The organism is Kitasatospora sp. NPDC056076 (assembly GCF_042266305.1).
Classification (GTDB): Bacteria; Actinomycetota; Actinomycetes; order Streptomycetales; family Streptomycetaceae; genus Kitasatospora.
Map to the genome: position 1 here is coordinate 157643 of NZ_JBHJWG010000008.1, position 15690 is coordinate 173332.

Genomic DNA, 15690 nt, shown 5'->3' on the forward strand with positions numbered 1-15690 from the left:
CCTGCCGCAAAGGAACACGCTGATGACCATCACGATCGACACCCCCCTCGACTCCCCCGCCGCCGATGGCACCGACCCGGACGCCCCGGCCCTCGACACCGGGGCGTCCGCCGAACTGGAACTGGCGACGAACATCGTCGCCGACAACGAGGTCATCGACGCGCCGCCGCGGCCCGACCGGGCGCCGGCCGCCGAGGACGTCCCGGGCCCCGACGCCGACCAGGACGACGAGATCGCCGAAGCCGAGCTGGACGAGGAGCTGCCGCTGTCCGGGCACTGGTCCGGCGTCCTGGCCCCCCTCGGCGAGTTCGCGTCCTCCCGCGACCGGCGCCTGCTCAAGCCCCCGGCGGACGGCATGCTGCGCGTGCGCCCGCTGCCGCTGCCGCTGTACGTCCAGTACACGATGGAGTCCGGCCACCAGGGTGCCAAGCTCGGCATCGGCAAGATCAACCGGGTGTGGATCGAGGGCAACAACCTCATGGGCGAGGGGGAGTTCGACCTGGCCGACCCCGAGGGCGCCACTGTGGCCCGCAAGGTCTCCGGCGGATATTTGCGGTTCGTCAGCGTGGACTTGGATGATGACACCCAGGAGCTGGGCTGCCTCGCCGAGGACAACACCCTGCGCGACTGCGCCGAGCTCGGAGTCGACGCGGAGGGCCGCGAGGGCATCGTCTTCGCCGACTGGCGGCTGATGGGCGCCACCATCGTCGGCCACCCGGCGTACCAGAACGCGTTCATCACGATGGTGGAGGCCCCCGAAGGCGCCACCGGCGCGCTCGTCGCGTCCTCCGGCAACACCGGACTGCCGATGGCACCGCGCAACACTCCGTGGGACGGCGCGGCGGCCCGCGCGGCGCTGCTCAAGTACGCCACGGGCGCCAACGGCGTCAACTGGGACAAGTACGGGGAGGGGTTCGCCTACCAGGCCCCGGCGGGCCCCAAGGGGCCGAAGGAGGGCGACTTCTCGCTCCCCTTCGCGACGCTGATCAACGGCAGGCTGATGGCCGTGTGGAAGGGCGTCGCCGCGGCAGCAGCCGCGCTCCAGGGCTCCCGCGGCGGCGTCGACCTCCCCAAGGACGCCCTGTCGGGGGTGCGCTCCACGATCTCCGCGCTCTACGCCAAGGCCCGCGACGCCTTCAAGGACCCCGGCATCCAGGTCCCGTGGGCGCCCGTCACCAAGGCATCGGCGACCTTCACCGTCACGGAGATGGCGGCCGGCCAGTTCGCGCCGTCCAACTGGCGCCCACGCGGCGCCTGGTTCGAGCAGCCGCTGCTGGACAGCCCCACCTCGTTCATGGTCACCCCGGCCGGCCGCATCGTCGGCCACCTCGCGGCCTGGGGCATCTGCCACGTCGGCTTCGACAACCAGTGCGTCATGGCGCCGCGCTCCACCACCGACTACCAGTACTACCGCTCCCGGCCGCTCCAGACGGACGAGGGCGTCGTCCACGTCGGCCTGGTCACGATGGACACCGGCCACGCCGCGCTGCACCACGGCTCCAACTCCGCCGCCGCGCACTACGACAACACCGGCACCATGGCCGCCGTCGTCACCTGCGGCGAGGACCAGCACGGCATCTGGGTGGCCGGCCAGGTCCTCCCCCACCTCACTCCTGACGAGCGGCTGCGCCTGAGCCTGTCGGGCCTGTCCGGCGACTGGCGGGCGATCCGCGGCGAGATGGAGCTGATCGCCGCCCTCGCGGTGGTCTCCGAGGGCTTCCCCAAGGGACGCACCTTCGCCAAGTCCGGAGCCTCCGGCAGCCCCTACGCCCTGCTCAGCGCCGGATCCCTGCCGCCGGCCGGCCCCCCGGCGGTCGAGCCGTCCTTCGCGACCGTCACCCCCGGCCGCATCGACCCAATCACCGCCCAGCAGCGTCTGGCGCAGCTGAACGACCGGATGACGAAGGCCATGATCAGCGCCCCGAGCACGACCGCGTTCAACGTCGCGCTGGTACGCCCGGCCGAGCCCGTCGCGCAGGCGGCGTCGGCCCCGGTGGGGGTCGCCGGTGACGCGCCGTCCGACAGCTCCGATGCGGAGGGCGACGATACCGGCCCCCTCGACCTGGACTGGGACAACCTCCAGGACCCGGACGGCGACGGCGACTCCTGGGGCGACGAGCTGGCAGAGGCCGTCATCGCGTGGCTGGCCAGTCCGGACGGGGCCCCGTACCTGGAGCAGATCGAGCAGGTCATCGAGTACCTGGAAGGCGAGCCCGACGAGGAGGACCAGGACGAGGACGACACGGGGATGCGCGCGGTCCTGTCCCAGGACTGGGCGCAGTTCCGGCGCAACTGGGTGCAGAACACCGGCACCGGCCATCTGCCGCAGTACATCAAGCGGGTGGAGAAGCACCTGCGGGCGAAGGGGATGACGGAGAGCCACGCGATCGCCGTCGCGGTGAACGTCGTCAAGCGGATGTGCTCCGGCGCCGGCCACAACAGCTCTCCGGGGGACCGCCTGAACTTCCCCGGCATCCAGACGAAGGTCAACGCGAAGTCGATCGCGGAGGCGTGCGCCGCGGTGACGGAGTGGGAGGCCAAGCGTGCGCAGTCGCACGCGCAGACGGCCGGCAAGCGGGCCAGGAAGGGACGGTAGCCATGTGCGGATGTGGTGGCCGCAGCAACCCTGCGGAGCCGTGGAACGGGTCGGCGCGCCCGCAGTGGGAGTTCACGCCGGCCAACGGCGCGCCGAAGCAGATGTACTGGTCGGAGGCAGACGCTGACCGGGCGAAGCTGAACTTCCCCGGCGGCGGCGAGGTGCGCTTCGTCGGTGTGGGGTCCTGATGTGCGGGTGCAGCGGGCGTTCGGGGGGTTCGATCCCGACGCCCGGCTGGCCGTGGGAGCTGACCCGGGGTGATGACGGGTCGATCGACCGGTACCAGTACCAGGACCAGGCCGAGTACTTCCAGAAGATCGTCGGTGGCGAGCTGAGGTGGACCGGGGAGGGGCCGGACCCGCGCGGAGGGACAGGCTGACGGCCTTCGGTGTCGCCCGCGCACCGAACGGCGCAACGCCCACGCCTGGAATGTCCAGGTGTGGGCGTTTTGCGTCTTAGTCTGTGAGGTGCTGCTGGCTGGTGGGCCGAGCGCGAATCTTCTCGTGCTCGAAAGGCCCAGCAATGGAGCTTGACGACATTCTCGAAGTCATCAGCATCGCGACCGCTGACGAAATGTCCGCCGCGATCCAGAACGCCGTCCGCTCCGCCGCCGACAACGGCGCGGACATGATGGCGCTGGAGTCCGACGCGGTGATGCGCTTCCGCACCCTCCAGGCGCAGATCGAGGAGGGCGGCTCCCTCTCCCAGGAGCAGCTGACCGCCCTCGAGGTCCTGGTCGACGTCGTGGAGGCCCTGCGGTCGTACAACCTCGCGGCCCTGGCCGCCGCCGAGGCCGCCCGCGAGCGCCTGGCCCTTCTGAGCGGGCGCGTCGAGGCGCGCTTCCAGGAGGAGGAGCCCGGCGAGGAGCTGGCCGAGGACGGCGACGAGGACGACGGCGGCGAGCTGGCCGCCGAAGAGGGCGAGGAACTGGCCAAGCGCCGGCCGCCGATGGACGAGGCGGACGACGAGGCCGAGGACGCCGCGGAGGAGCCCAAGGGCAAGAAGGCGCCGTCCAAGGCCGCGTCCTCCGGCACCGTGGCGATGCCCAGCCGCAAGGCGGCGATCCCGCTCAACATGATGCGCAGCACGAAGGCGACCCCGGCGGCGCGCCGCGGCCTGGCCTTCGGCTCGCCCGACGAGCGGTCGATGCGCTACACCGTCAGCGCCGCCGACGTGCCGGGGTTCTCCAGCCGCCAGACCATCACGGACATGGACCAGCTGGGGATGCTGGTCAAGCAGCGCGTCCAGGGGATGGTGCGCTCCGCGAACTCCGCGCGGGCCGGCATCGCGACGATCACGCGGCACGCGAGCCCCCGGTACACGGTCAACACGGAGATGGACCTCGACCGGATCATCGAGCACGTCACCGACGAGGCGCAGCTGTCGGGCGGCTCGCTGGTGGCCGCGGCCGGCGGTACGGGTGGCCTGCCCCGGGGCAGTGTCTGGTGCGCGCCGTTCGAAACGCTCTGGGACCTGTGCCCGGACGAGTCCGGTGACGACGGGTTCATCGACCTGCCGACCGTGACCACCAAGCGGGCCGGCGTGAGGTTTCCGCAAGGCTTTGACTTCTCCGGCCTGTGGGGCGGCCTGGGCTTCTACCAGACCGTCGACGGCAAGAGCAATCTCCCGACTCCACCCCCGGTCAACGGGGTGGGCAAGCTCGGCACGGACAAAAAGTGCTGTGTGGAGATTCCGTGCCCGGATTGGACGGATTGTGAGGTCGAGCTGATCGGCCTGTGCATCCGGAACAAGATCCTCATGGAGCGCGCCTGGCCGGAGTGGACGCGGGAGTTCACCAAGCGCGTCCTCAAGGCCCACCGCCGCAAGATCAACGCCTGGCTGATCGCGAAGATCGAGGCGATCGCCGGCACCAAGCAGAGCTTCGTCGTCGGCCCCGCCACCGGCGGCAGCCTCAACGTCACCCCCGGCACCCACGGCCCCGGCGCCACCGAGAGCATCCTCAGCATCATCGAGCTGCTGGTCGAAAACTACCGGTACCGCTACCGGCTCCCCCGCAACAAGACGCTCGAACTCATCGCGCCGTACTGGCTGCTGGGCTTCATGCGGGCCGACCTGAGTAAAAAGCTCGGAAACTCGCCGAGCCGACTGTCCGTCACGGACCAGATGATCACGAACTTCCTGTCCCAGCGCGGAGTCCGGGTCCAGTTCGTCTACGACTGGCAGGACGCGTTCTCCGCCACCGGCTCCCACGAGTGGTGCGTCCCGGGCTCCGACGTCGAGATCCCGCTCACCCTCGACCCGGCGAAGATCGGCAAGGGGTTCGGCAACCCGGCCGGCCTCAAGGAGTGGCCCGACACCGTCAAGCTGCTGCTCTACCCGGCGGGTTCGGTGTTCCGCCTCCAGCAGGACGTGATCACCCTCGACGGCATCTACGACCACGCGTCGTTGATGGAGAACAAGATGACATCCCTTTTCACCGAGGAAGGGGTAAATGTCTGTCATCGGTGCTATGACCCGCTTTTGATCGAAATCAGCGGTCTGTGCCCCGGTGGCCTCTCCGGTGGGACGGGCTACAGCAGCTGCGTCGCTCCGACCCCGCCGCCGCCCAGCGGCTCGGGCGCCTCCGCCGACACGCCGCAGCTCGCCGCCTCCAAGAAGTAGCGCGGCACCGCCCCCTGAACGCGCGGCGGGTGCCCGCAGTCCTTCCGCCCCTGCGAGGCACCCGCCGCGTCACTCCTCCACCACCCCCCTGTGCTGCGCCAGGAGAACGCCGTGGCCTTCCCCTCCCTGCCCAACCACCCGAGCCTGGAAGTCACCGGCCCAACGGTGAAGAAGATGCCGTACGGCATCCTCTCCGTCGCCGAGGTCATCGACCTCCCGGCCGGTCCCTGGATGCAGGGTCTGCACTACCCGACGCAGGGCTGTGCGGGGAACTCCTACGTCTGGCCCGGTCCGTGCAACAGCCTCGGCGAACCGCACGACCCGCCGCTGTCGGTCACCGTGACGGTCACCTGGTCCTACGGGCCCGCCTACACCTTCGGAGGCTCGACCCGCTACCCGGTCCTCGCGAAGGTCGTCACCAACCCGGCCACTGGCGTCCCTTCGACGCTGGTGGCCGAAGGCCTCATCCCCGGCGTGCCGTGGGCGCAGATCCCCGTCAACAGCAAGGACCCGGTGCGTGTCGGCGACATCGCCGGTGACCGGGACTTCCCCATCACGATGCGGCTGCGGCTGTCGGGGGCCGGCATCCCCGCCGGCACCGTCGCGGCCACGGACCTCCCGGCGCCGCCGGGCGGCACGAGCAGCGCCAGCGCGGTGTTCGTCGTCAGCGACACCGGGGGCAGCAAGACCCGCGACGGCGGCCCCGTGTGGGTCGAGGCGGACGTCTTCACGATCTACGGCACCGCGGAGTGCCAGCCCGGCGCCGGGTTCAAGGACGTGGCGGCCGACCTCGCCCTCTCGCGCCTGGACAGCCTCGAAGGGCAAGCCATCGAGCGGCGCCTGTGGGAGGTGTGGGGCAAGCTCGCCGGCCGCAAGGCCCAGCAGGACGTTCCGGCGAACGCCACCGTCATGGACGGCCTGCGTCGCCTCGAAGCGCTGATGACGGACTGTCTCGGGGGCGTCGGCACGCTGCACGTGCCGCGCTCGCTGGCCTGGTGCCTCAAGTGCGCTCGGGCGATCGAGAAGGACGGCGGCCGGTACGTGTCCCCCCTGGACACCCCGATCTCCTTCGGGCTCGGCTACGCGGAGTCGCTCGGGCCGGAGGGCGTGCCGGTGCCGGCGGGCCAGATGGCGGTCTACGCGACCGGACCGGTGGTGATCCGCCGAAGCCCCGTCATCCAGCACGAGGTGCTGGACCAGTGGACCAACAAGTACCTCGCGGTGGCCGAGCGCGTGTACGCGGTCACGTGGGACTGCTGCCTCAAGTCGGGCGTGATCAGCCAGTGCGGAGGGTGCGACTGCCCCTGATTCCTCGGTGCTTCTAAGGGCGGAAAACCGGATGAAGCCTACGAATTGAAGGGACAACCGCGATGGCAGTCGTGTGTCCTAGCTACTACCAGGGGCAAGTCGCGAGGTTCACGAGGCTCGACGCCTGCGGTAAGCCCGTCTACGGCCCGTGCAACCAGGTCGTGACCGATGGGTTCATCAGCGTCAAGCTGAGCCCCCAGGTGGACAACGGGAACGAGATCACCCAGGCCAAGGCCAACGGCAAGCTCTGCCTGTCGATCACCCCCTGTCCGCAGATCAAGAACTACCAGATCGAGATCCAGCTCTGTGAGGTGGACCCGTCGCTCGTGCAGATCCTCAACCCGACCTGGGAGAGCGTCTGCGACGAGTCCGGGGCGATCGTCGGCTTCGACGCGATCGGCGACCTGGACTGCAGCACCGGGTACGCCCTGGAGCTGTGGATGGGCACCGCGACGCAGGTTGACGCCTGCACAGGCGAAGGCGCAGCAGGGTCCTTCGGGTACCTCCTACTTCCCTGGCTGGTAGGTGGCGCTGTTGGCGATCTTGAAATCGGGGGTGACGCGATCACCTTCACGTTCAACGGCACGAGCAAGCGCGGTGCCGGCTGGGGCCGCGGCCCGTACCCGGTGCAGATGAAGGGCGGCGTGCCGTCGAAGCTGAACAAGCCGATCGGGCGCCGCACGGACTTCCGGCAGTTCGTCACCACCGCGCCGCCTCCGACGCCGGCGTGCGGCTGCCAGACGGTCAACCCGCTGCCGGCCGACCCGGCCGAGCTCGTCATCACCCGGCCGACCGCCGATCAGCAGCTCGTCCAGGTCCGGGTCAACAACCACGGCTCCGGGCCGGCGGTCATCGACTGGGGCGACCAGACCCCGACGACGACCGTGCAGGACGGGCAGGCCGCGCAGCACAAGTACGCGGCCTCCGGTGACCAGACGATCACGGTCACCGACAAGGCGTTCCCCGTCACCGGAAAGGTGAGCCGCAAGATCACGCTCCCGCTGACGCCGGGTTCGGACCAGCCCGCGGTGACCTTCGCGAAGGCCAGCGACCCGAACGACCCGAACAACCAGAACTGCGTCACCGCGACGGTCACGCTCGGGAAGTGGGCGATCCGCAGCGCGGCGGAGGCTGCCAACGTCGATGCCTGCCAGAGCGGGGGCGTCAAGACCGACCGGCCGGACGTGTGGCTCGACTTCGGCGACCGCACGAAGCCCGTGCCGGTGCGCCTGGACCCGTCCACCGGGACGGGCACCGTGACGCACTGCTACCGCAACGCCGGGTACTACAACGTCATCGCGACCCGCGACGACGACAACACCATCAAGGGCATCTCGCAGCAGCAGGTCCCCGCCTCGGGTTTTAGCGTGACCGGCGCGGAGCAGTCCCGCACCGCGGACACCGTGACGTACGAGTTCACCGCCTCTGGGGCGGAGGGCAAGACGGTGGTGTTCGACTTCGGTGACGGGACCGCGCCGGTCACCGTGAACACCCTGCCGGACAAGACGGCCACTACCCAGCACGTCTACAACCGGGAGTGAGCCGTGCCTGATGACGCCTTCCCGCTGGTGACCGTCAAGGTCACCAGCGGCGCCCAGGCCGACGCCATCGAAGTGACGGTGCCGGCCAGAGAACAGCAGGACTCCCCTGGCGGCGTTGTGGAGGACGCCGCCGGGGGCACCACCGAGGACCCGACGCCCAAGCCGCGTACGCGGGCCAGGGCGACGAAGAGCCGGTGAGCCGGTGAAATCTCCCGGGTGGCCACCGCAGGGGTGCGCGAGGCCGCCCGGGTCCGCCGACCGCGAAGGGCGAGACGGGGACCATGGCAACGAAGACGTACACCGTGACGGCCACCAGCGCCGGGGCGAAGGCCACGACGACCGCTACCGTGGCCGGCAAGTCCATCACGCCCCCCACCGACGTCAGCGCGGTCGGCGACCTGACCGTGGCCAACACCACGAACGACACCATGCACGTCACGTGGACGTGGGAGCAGGGCGGCGGCAAGCCCGTCACGAGCTGGGAGATCCGCTACCGGACCCCGGCCGGCAGCGGCACCTGGTCCGCCGTGCAGACGGAGAACGACGAGACCGCGCGCGAGTACACGCTGACCGGCCTCAAGCCCGGTACGACGTACGAGGTCGAAGTCGTCGCCGTGAACGCCGGACCGCCGGTGGTGAAGTCGACATCGGTCACCGTCACCGGCACGACCGACAACGTCGTGCCCGCCCCCACGGTCAACCCCGTCACCGGACTCCAGGTCCGCACCTCGACCACGAACTCGATCACCGTGCAGTGGGTGTGGGACAAGGGCACGAACCTGGACGCGACCCGGTTCGAGGTCCAGTGGCGCGTGTCGGGAGGCTCCTGGAGCACGGCGGCGCAGCGGCCCCCCACCGATCGCAGCTACACGGTCAGCGGGCTCACGGCCGGCACCGCGTACGAGATCCGCGTCGTCGCGGTCAACATCACCAGCGGCGACCGCACCGAGTCCACCGCCGTGTCGATCCCGGCCGTCACCCAGACCAACACCGGGACCGTCCAGTCGATCTACAACCTCCAGGAGACGACGCACACCACCACCAGCATCGCCGTCTCCTGGAACTGGGACCAGGGCACCGGGCTTCCGATCGACAACTTCGAGATCACGTACCGCACCCCGGCCGGCAGCGGCCCCTGGTCGACGCCGGTGACCACCAGCGACGCCACCGCCCGCGCCTACACCGTGACCGGCCTCAACCCTGACACCGAGTACGAGATCCGTGTCGTCGCGGTGCGTACCTCGACGCCGTCGCCCGGCCGCGGCAACGGGGCCTCGATCATCGACCGCACGCCCAGCGCGCAGGGGCCCCAGGTCCCCACGAACCTCAAGATCACCGAAGCCGGGACGCCGGACACCCCCTCCCACGAGATCCACTGGACGTGGGATCCGCCGGCCGCCGGTCCGACGCCGGACGGGTACCAGCTGGAGTGGGGCGAGGCATGGGGCGGCAGCTCGTTCAGCAGCAGCATCGAGAACACCTCCGCCGGCAACCGGTACTTCGGCCTCACCAACGCCTCGTCCGGAGCGGTCTACCGCGGCCGGGTGCGCTCGAAGCTCGGCTCCCAGTGGTCGACGTGGACGGACTGGGTGACGCTGACGACCACCTCGACGAAGGTCGACTACCCCCGCAACCTCAGGAACGACGAGAACCAGACCACGACCACGAGCCTCACGTTCACCTGGTACCACCCGACCAGCGGCCTCAAGCCGGACGGGTTCAAGGTCCAGTACCGCGAGACCGGGTCCGGGACGTGGATCGACGCCCCCGACGTCATGTGGGCGCTCCCGCAGCCGTTCACCGCGAAGATCGGCAGCCTCAAGCCGAACACGGGCTACGACCTGCGGGTGCGTGCGTACTCCGGCTCCACCACGGGTGACTGGACGACGCCGGCCAGCGGCATCACGGCCGGGGCGTCCGGCGGATCGGCGGGATGACGTGACCGTACCCGCCCCCGGGGTGCCGTGCGGCCCGTCGCAGAGCACCTGCTGCACCTGGCCGATCGACACGCGCTGCGTGGACTGGCCTGCCGACCCGTCGTGCTGGACGCCGCAGCACCAGGTCGCCGCCGAGCAGGCGTCCGACATCCTGCGGGCCCTGACCGGCGGCCGGTTCGGGCTGTGCCACCGCTACGTGCGTCCCTGCCGCCGGGCGTGTGCCGGGGCCTACGCCGGGCCGTACGGATCGCCGTACGGCTACAACGGGATCGGCCCGTACGGGACGGGGTCGGTCGTCTCGCCGCTGAACCTGGGCGGCGGCGAGTGGGTCAACATGGTCTGCGGAAACGGCTGCGCGACGGACTGCGGGTGCTCGCCGCTGTGCGAGGTCGAGCTGCCGTCGCCGGTCGCGCAGATCCTCGAGGTGAAGATCGACGGGAAGGTGGTCGTCCCGAGCTCCTACCGGGTCGACGACAACCGGTTCCTCGTGCGCACCGAGGGCGAATGCTGGCCGTGGTGCCAGGAGATGGCCAAGGCCGACACCGAGGTCGGAACGTTCAGCGTCCGGTACCTGATCGGCCGGGCGATCCCGCCGCTGGGGGTCACGGCGCACAGCGTCCTCGCGAACGAGCTGTTCAAGAAGTGCTCCGGCCAGAAGTGCCGCCTGCCGGGGCCCGTCCAGCAGATCACCCGCGAGGGAATCACCTACGACATGCTCGACCCCCGCGGCTGGCTCGACATGGGCCTGACGGGGGTCGACGAGGTGGACCGGTGGCTCAAGATCGTCAATCCCCGGGCGCTGCGCACCGCGCCCGGGGTGTGGAGTCCCGACTTCCCGCACACCAGGTCCCGGCGCATGCTGTGGCCTCCCTACCCGTCTTCTCGGTGAAGGGCTGGATGCCGTGGAGGAGATGGCAGCGCAGCAGGCTCCGGCGGAGGGCGCGCCGCGGGTAGACGAGGTGCGGCGCGTCGCGGACCGGCTGATTGCGTGCGTGTGCCGGTACGCGACGGAGGCCGGGCGGCCGGTGTGCGACTGCTGCCTGCACTACGGGGACCGGACGCTGCCGGCGGACGGCTGCGATTGCACCTGCACGATGCCGGACGGCAGCGAGGGCGTGGGCCGGGCGTGGGCGCGGGTCGTGCGCTACGACCTGGTCGTGTCGGGGACCGCCGCCGCGCGGCGCCGCAACGCGTGCTCGCTGGTCCCGCAGTGGCGCATCACCTGGGAGGTGGGGATCTGGCGGTGCATCCGCTCGGTCGGCGACGGTATCCTGACCTGTCCGGACCGCAACGCCGACGCGATCTCGAAGATGTACGACGACGCGATCCTGCGCCGCGTGCTCGTGTGCTGCCCCGTCCTGGCGTCGCAGCAGATCGAGCTGGCGACCGGGCAGCCGATCGGGCCCATGGGCGGCTGCGTGGCGTCGGTGCTGCAGTTCGCGGCGAACTTCACGCCGCTGCCGCCGGAGCCGGGGCAGAGCCAGGCCGCGCCGGGCTGGAAGATGCGCACCACCGACGAGGGAATCCCCTACTGGGAGGAGATCGTCTGATGGCCGCCGTGGTGTGCGATGTCCCGGACATCCCGATGGTCACGGTCACCGGACGCTTCCGGGGAGCGGACCTCGGCGCCCGGGACCGGGGCGACTCGATCACGATCTGCATGCCGCCGCGGGTGTCGATCGCGGGTAAGAAGGTGTTCCTCGCCTGCACGCTGACGGTGCCGCTCGGGCCGTGCGGCGAGTTCGCGGTCAAGCTCGTCCCCAACGACCTGGCCGGCATGAACCCCTCGGACTGGACCTACACGTTCACCGAGAACATCTGCGGGGTGAAGCGCTCCTACGGCGTCAAGCTCTCCCAGCTCACGCCCGTCGTGGACCTGACGGATATCGCACCCGTCGACCCCTCGGCGGGGAACTACGTCCTCGTCCCGGGCCCTGCCGGGCCGCCGGGACCAGTTGGTCCCGCCGGACCCCCCGGGCCGAAGGGCGACCGCGGCGACGCCGCGAACGTCGTCGTCAACGGCATCCCCGGCCCGGTCATCAACCTGACGGCCTTCAACGTCGGCGCGGACCCGGCCGGCACCGCCGCGAACCTGGCCTCGGACGCGAAGGTCTATACCGACCAGGGCCTCGCCGTGGAGCGGGCACGCGCGGACGCCTCCTACATCGCCAAGGGCTCCGCTGCCAGCGGCGACCTCGACGACCAGTACCCGAACCCGTCCGTACGCCGGATCAACGGCATCACCGTCGATCCGGCGACCCCGGCGGACGGCACCGTCCTGACCTACCACCAGGGCGACGGCCGCGCCCACTGGGACCCCCCGAAGACCGCCTCCACCGTCCAGTCCGTCAGCACCGTGTCGTCGGCTGGCGCCTCGCGGCGCCTGGTGTCGCTGCGCTCGGCGACCCTGCACGACCTCACCCTCACCGCCGACTGCGCGCTGACGCTCCCGGCCCCGGTGATGGGCGGCGCGTTCACGCTGGTGCTGCGCCAGGACCAGCAGGGTGCCCGCGCGGTGACGTGGCCGCCCGCGCTGGCGTGGCCGCGCGGCGTCGCGCCGGTGCTCACCGCGACGCCCGGCGGCGTGGACGTGCTGACGTTCCTGTGCGCCAGCCCGGACACCGGCTGGCTCGGGTGGCCGGCCGGCCTCGACATGCGGTGAATCGCGGCCCAGGTGAGCGCATTTGCTGCGCCGTACGGGTGAAGGACGACGACGGGGAGTAACGGCGCGGTCCACCATGTGGCCATGACCGATACGACGATCACGCCTGCGGACTGCGAGGTGCCGTGCGGCCCGGACAGCCTCGTGCCACGGGGCACCGGGGCGCGGTCGCTGACCCCGCAGGAGTACCAGGCGGCGATGGACTCCTTCGGGCACGCGCTCGCGGTGCTGCGCGCGTTCCACGAGACCGTGGTGCCGGCGCTGACGGCGGCGTGCGCGGCTGCCTCGGCGGCGTTGGCCGAGTTCGGGGAGGCACACGCGCGGTTCGCGGGGGTGCCGGCGGATCCGGGAGAGCCGCGGTGAGCGCGGCCGGGGCTCCGAAGTGCCCGCGGTGCCGGGTGGAGGCCCGCGCGGTGGAGGAGAACGCGACGTTCCGGGTGTGGCGCTGCACCGGCCGGTGCGAGGAGCAGTGGATGGAGCGGCTGAGCGTGCCGCTGCCGGGTGTCGTGCGGCAGATGTCGCCGGTGGCGGCGGCTGCGATCCGGGAGGCCCGGGAGGCGATCTTCCGCAGCCGCTCGCACACCCATCGAACGGCGCAGCAGGTGGCCGTGCGCCGGGCGAGCTGAGCGCCGGGTTCAGAAGGGGCTGTAGCCGAGCAGGAAGCTGAGGGCGTTGCGCTTGGCGGTGTCCGGCTCGTCGAGCAGCATCTGCTCGATGTCGACGGCGGGTTCGGCGTAGTGGTCGCGGGCGGCCTGGTCGTGGCGGGTGCGGATGCGGGCCATGCCGAGGTCCGGCATCCCGTACAGGCTCTCCAGGGTGGGGGCGTGGGGCAGCGGGCGCGCGACGAACACGAACATGGCCATGTCCGAGTGGACGAGGGCGTGGCCGAGGCGGTGGGGGAACGGGTCGTGCACCGGGATCTCGGGGTTGCCCTCCATGGCGTCGACCATGGGGTGGTTGAGGACGCGTGCGGTGGTGCCGGCCAGTTCGAGGACGGTTTCGTTGCCGTCGCGGTCGGTCAGGAAGTGCTGCATCTGCTGGTGCATGCGCGTGGCGCGGATGAAGCGGCGTCCGAAGTCGATCTGCTCCTGGACGGCCGGGTCGTCCGGGTCGGGGTGGTGCCACCAGCTGATGAGGGCCGGCACGTCGGTGTCCGTCTCGGGTGACACGGCGGTCTCCCAGGTGATGGATCCCCGGGACGGGGCGAAGTCGGGGCTGTCGGTCATGGGGCGGATCCTCTCAGAGGGGTCTGACAACGGGGGGTCAGCGGACCGGTTCCCAGTTCCACGGGCGCAGTCCGTAGTGGCCCTGGAGGCAGTGGAGCCGGTGGAGGGCGAGCGGCGCGAGCGCGGGATTGCGTGAGGCGATGTCGAGTGCCCAGGTGGCGGCCTTGGAGTCGTAGACGTCGAGCATGAGTTCCCAGTGGGGCAGCGTGGTGATGTCCAGGCCGTAGGCGGTGGTGAAGGCGTCGTAGTCGGCGCGGCGGCTGTCGTTGTAGGTGAGGAGGGAGGACAGGAGGGGGATGAGGTCCCATCCGATGTGGCCGCTGGTGCTGCTCTCGAAGTCGATGAGGTGGGGGCGCCCGGCGGTGTCGACGACGAGGTTGCTGGTGCTGGCGTCGCCGTGGAGGGGGACGTGGGAGAGGTGGGCGGGGACGGCGTTCCAGGCGGCGTGGAGGCGGTGGAGGTGGCGGCTGATCCAGGCGTGATCGGAGGGGCCGAGGATCGTGAGGCGCTCCAGGCGCCGCAGGTGCCGGTCGAGGGGGTTGAAGTGGTGCTGGTGGAGGAAGTGCGGGACGGGCAGGGCGTGGATCTGGGCGAGGGCCGCGGCGAGTTCGGCGGGGGTGCCGGGGCGCTGGGCGTCGATCTTGTGCCAGAAGGTGACCGCGCGGTCTTCGATGGCGACGGCCTGCGGGAGGCCGGGGTAGGGGCGTGCGGTGCGGATCCGGTTGGCGGTGAGCCAGCGGGCGACGGCGATTTCCTTGGCGGCGACCTCCTGTAGGCCGGGGCGCCCGATCCGGATGACGACGTCGCCGGCGGACCAGAGGTGGTTGGCGGCCAGGCGGATCGGCTGCGCGGCGTCGGCGTCGAGGCCGGTGTGGGCGCAGATGCGGCGCAGGAGGTCGAGGTCTGCCGGGGTGGGGGTGGTGGTGATGGCGCGGGTGTCGCGCTGCGATGTGGTGTCCATGGTCACCCTCCAGTTCATACAGCCAACTGTGTTTCCGGTGGCGAGAGTTGGCGCACTCCCCGCAGGGCGGTACGTCGGTGCTCTACCATCGGGGACGCGGTTCTGGCGCCCCCGATGTGGATGTGGTGTCCTCCGGTTCCGGGGCCGCGCCGGGGCCGACGCTGTCTTCCAGCGCCGGCCCTCGGTCGTGCGGGCCCGCGCGGTGCGGGTCGGGGGAACGCCCGGAGATCGAGGGGTTCTCCTCGGAAGGGGGATGCCGCTGCTGCGGCCCGGTGACGGAAGGACACCGCGCTGGGGGTGTCCACCGGCGGATCCTCGCGCGGTGCGAGGGCTGTGCTGGACGTCCTGGCGCAGCAACTGGCCGTCCGCGCCGGGGGCATGAGAGTGTGCGCGCCATGAGCCAGTTCCCGACCGATGATGTCATCGAAGCCGCCGCGCTCGCCGCGATGGAGCACGCACGCGAGGGCGACCACCAGCAGGCGCTCCAGGCCCTCGCCGTTCCCCCCGGAGGCAGCGAAGCGTACTGGTGGAGCGCCCAGATCGTGCACCTGGCCGGCCTCGCCGAAGAACGGATCGGCGGCAACTACGGCACGCGCCGGACGACCGTCCGCGAGCTGCGTTCCCTGCACGCGGTCTCCTTCCCCCCTGGTGCGGACCCCGCGGCCGCGCAGGCCGCCCTCGACGTGTGCACCCGGATCTCCTACGAGCTGTACAGGGAGGACCTTGCCGCCGTCGACCTGCTCATCGACGCCATCGGCGAGCAGGACCGCGACCTGGTGATGACCTGTCTGGTGGCCTCGGCCGCGGCGGCCTGACCTGCGGGACAGGCGCCTTCGG

Annotated in this window: 14 protein-coding genes; 12 read left to right on the forward strand and 2 right to left on the reverse strand. The window is 71.0% G+C overall.

Annotation, left to right across the window (positions count from 1 at the left end):
- The first annotated feature begins 22 nt into the window (after positions 1–22).
- The 11 genes from ACFC1T_RS09565 (at position 23) to ACFC1T_RS09615 (ending at position 13292) form a co-directional block, all read left to right on the forward strand.
- Positions 23–2596: a hypothetical protein gene (locus ACFC1T_RS09565; RefSeq protein ID WP_375885741.1), complete on the forward strand. Its 2574-nt coding sequence runs from the start codon at positions 23–25 to the stop codon at positions 2594–2596.
- Positions 2597–3118: 522 nt separating this feature from the next.
- Positions 3119–5218: a major capsid protein gene (locus tag ACFC1T_RS09570; RefSeq protein WP_375885744.1), complete on the forward strand. Its 2100-nt coding sequence runs from the start codon at positions 3119–3121 to the stop codon at positions 5216–5218.
- A gap of 111 nt (positions 5219–5329) precedes the next feature.
- Positions 5330–6526, forward strand: a complete 1197-nt coding sequence (locus tag ACFC1T_RS09575) for a hypothetical protein (protein ID WP_375885746.1) — start codon at positions 5330–5332, stop codon at positions 6524–6526.
- 161 nt (positions 6527–6687) lie between these two features.
- On the forward strand, positions 6688–8067 hold the full coding sequence (locus ACFC1T_RS09580; protein ID WP_375885749.1) for a hypothetical protein: 1380 nt from the start codon (positions 6688–6690) through the stop codon (positions 8065–8067).
- Positions 8068–8070: 3 nt separating this feature from the next.
- Positions 8071–8265, forward strand: a complete 195-nt coding sequence (locus ACFC1T_RS09585; protein ID WP_375885752.1) for a hypothetical protein — start codon at positions 8071–8073, stop codon at positions 8263–8265.
- A gap of 83 nt (positions 8266–8348) precedes the next feature.
- The gene (locus tag ACFC1T_RS09590) at positions 8349–10004 is read left to right on the forward strand and encodes a fibronectin type III domain-containing protein (protein ID WP_375885755.1); all 1656 of its coding nucleotides are present in this window, start codon (positions 8349–8351) and stop codon (positions 10002–10004) included.
- Positions 10005–10083: 79 nt separating this feature from the next.
- Positions 10084–10893: a hypothetical protein gene (locus tag ACFC1T_RS09595; RefSeq protein WP_375885758.1), complete on the forward strand. Its 810-nt coding sequence runs from the start codon at positions 10084–10086 to the stop codon at positions 10891–10893.
- Positions 10894–10915: 22 nt separating this feature from the next.
- Entirely contained in the window at positions 10916–11554 is a 639-nt protein-coding gene (locus ACFC1T_RS09600) for a hypothetical protein (protein WP_375885761.1), read from the forward strand.
- On the forward strand, positions 11554–12666 hold the full coding sequence (locus ACFC1T_RS09605) for a hypothetical protein (protein WP_375885763.1): 1113 nt from the start codon (positions 11554–11556) through the stop codon (positions 12664–12666). Before ACFC1T_RS09600 ends, ACFC1T_RS09605 begins: the two co-directional genes overlap by 1 nt.
- 84 nt (positions 12667–12750) lie before the next feature.
- Positions 12751–13029 (forward strand): hypothetical protein, encoded by a 279-nt coding sequence (locus ACFC1T_RS09610; protein WP_375885766.1) that lies wholly within the window; start codon positions 12751–12753, stop codon positions 13027–13029.
- Positions 13030–13079: 50 nt separating this feature from the next.
- Positions 13080–13292 (forward strand): hypothetical protein, encoded by a 213-nt coding sequence (locus ACFC1T_RS09615; RefSeq protein ID WP_375885769.1) that lies wholly within the window; start codon positions 13080–13082, stop codon positions 13290–13292.
- 9 nt (positions 13293–13301) lie between these two features.
- Here ACFC1T_RS09615 and ACFC1T_RS09620 read toward each other — a convergent pair whose 3' ends face one another.
- Together ACFC1T_RS09620 and ACFC1T_RS09625 are read right to left on the reverse strand one after the other, a co-directional pair.
- On the reverse strand, positions 13302–13892 hold the full coding sequence (locus ACFC1T_RS09620) for a hypothetical protein (protein WP_375885772.1): 591 nt from the start codon (positions 13890–13892) through the stop codon (positions 13302–13304).
- A 37-nt stretch (positions 13893–13929) separates the two neighbouring features.
- On the reverse strand, positions 13930–14853 hold the full coding sequence (locus ACFC1T_RS09625; protein ID WP_375885774.1) for a phosphotransferase: 924 nt from the start codon (positions 14851–14853) through the stop codon (positions 13930–13932).
- Positions 14854–15248: 395 nt separating this feature from the next.
- Here ACFC1T_RS09625 and ACFC1T_RS09630 point away from each other — a divergent pair, with 395 nt between their 5' ends.
- The gene (locus ACFC1T_RS09630) at positions 15249–15668 is read left to right on the forward strand and encodes a hypothetical protein (RefSeq protein ID WP_375885777.1); all 420 of its coding nucleotides are present in this window, start codon (positions 15249–15251) and stop codon (positions 15666–15668) included.
- Positions 15669–15690 lie beyond the last annotated feature (22 nt).

What these genes read in the sequence shown, in the direction of transcription:
- ACFC1T_RS09565 (WP_375885741.1), top strand. Translation starts at nt 23, where the DNA reads ATGACCATCACGATCGACACCCCCCTCGACTCCCCCGCCGCCGATGGC.
- ACFC1T_RS09570 (WP_375885744.1), top strand. Translation starts at nt 3,119, where the DNA reads ATGGAGCTTGACGACATTCTCGAAGTCATCAGCATCGCGACCGCTGAC.
- ACFC1T_RS09590 (WP_375885755.1), top strand. Translation starts at nt 8,349, where the DNA reads ATGGCAACGAAGACGTACACCGTGACGGCCACCAGCGCCGGGGCGAAG.
- ACFC1T_RS09600 (WP_375885761.1), top strand. Translation starts at nt 10,916, where the DNA reads ATGGCAGCGCAGCAGGCTCCGGCGGAGGGCGCGCCGCGGGTAGACGAG.
- ACFC1T_RS09605 (WP_375885763.1), top strand. Translation starts at nt 11,554, where the DNA reads ATGGCCGCCGTGGTGTGCGATGTCCCGGACATCCCGATGGTCACGGTC.
- ACFC1T_RS09610 (WP_375885766.1), top strand. Translation starts at nt 12,751, where the DNA reads ATGACCGATACGACGATCACGCCTGCGGACTGCGAGGTGCCGTGCGGC.
- ACFC1T_RS09620 (WP_375885772.1), bottom strand. Translation starts at nt 13,892, where the DNA reads ATGACCGACAGCCCCGACTTCGCCCCGTCCCGGGGATCCATCACCTGG.
- ACFC1T_RS09625 (WP_375885774.1), bottom strand. Translation starts at nt 14,853, where the DNA reads ATGGACACCACATCGCAGCGCGACACCCGCGCCATCACCACCACCCCC.
- ACFC1T_RS09630 (WP_375885777.1), top strand. Translation starts at nt 15,249, where the DNA reads ATGAGCCAGTTCCCGACCGATGATGTCATCGAAGCCGCCGCGCTCGCC.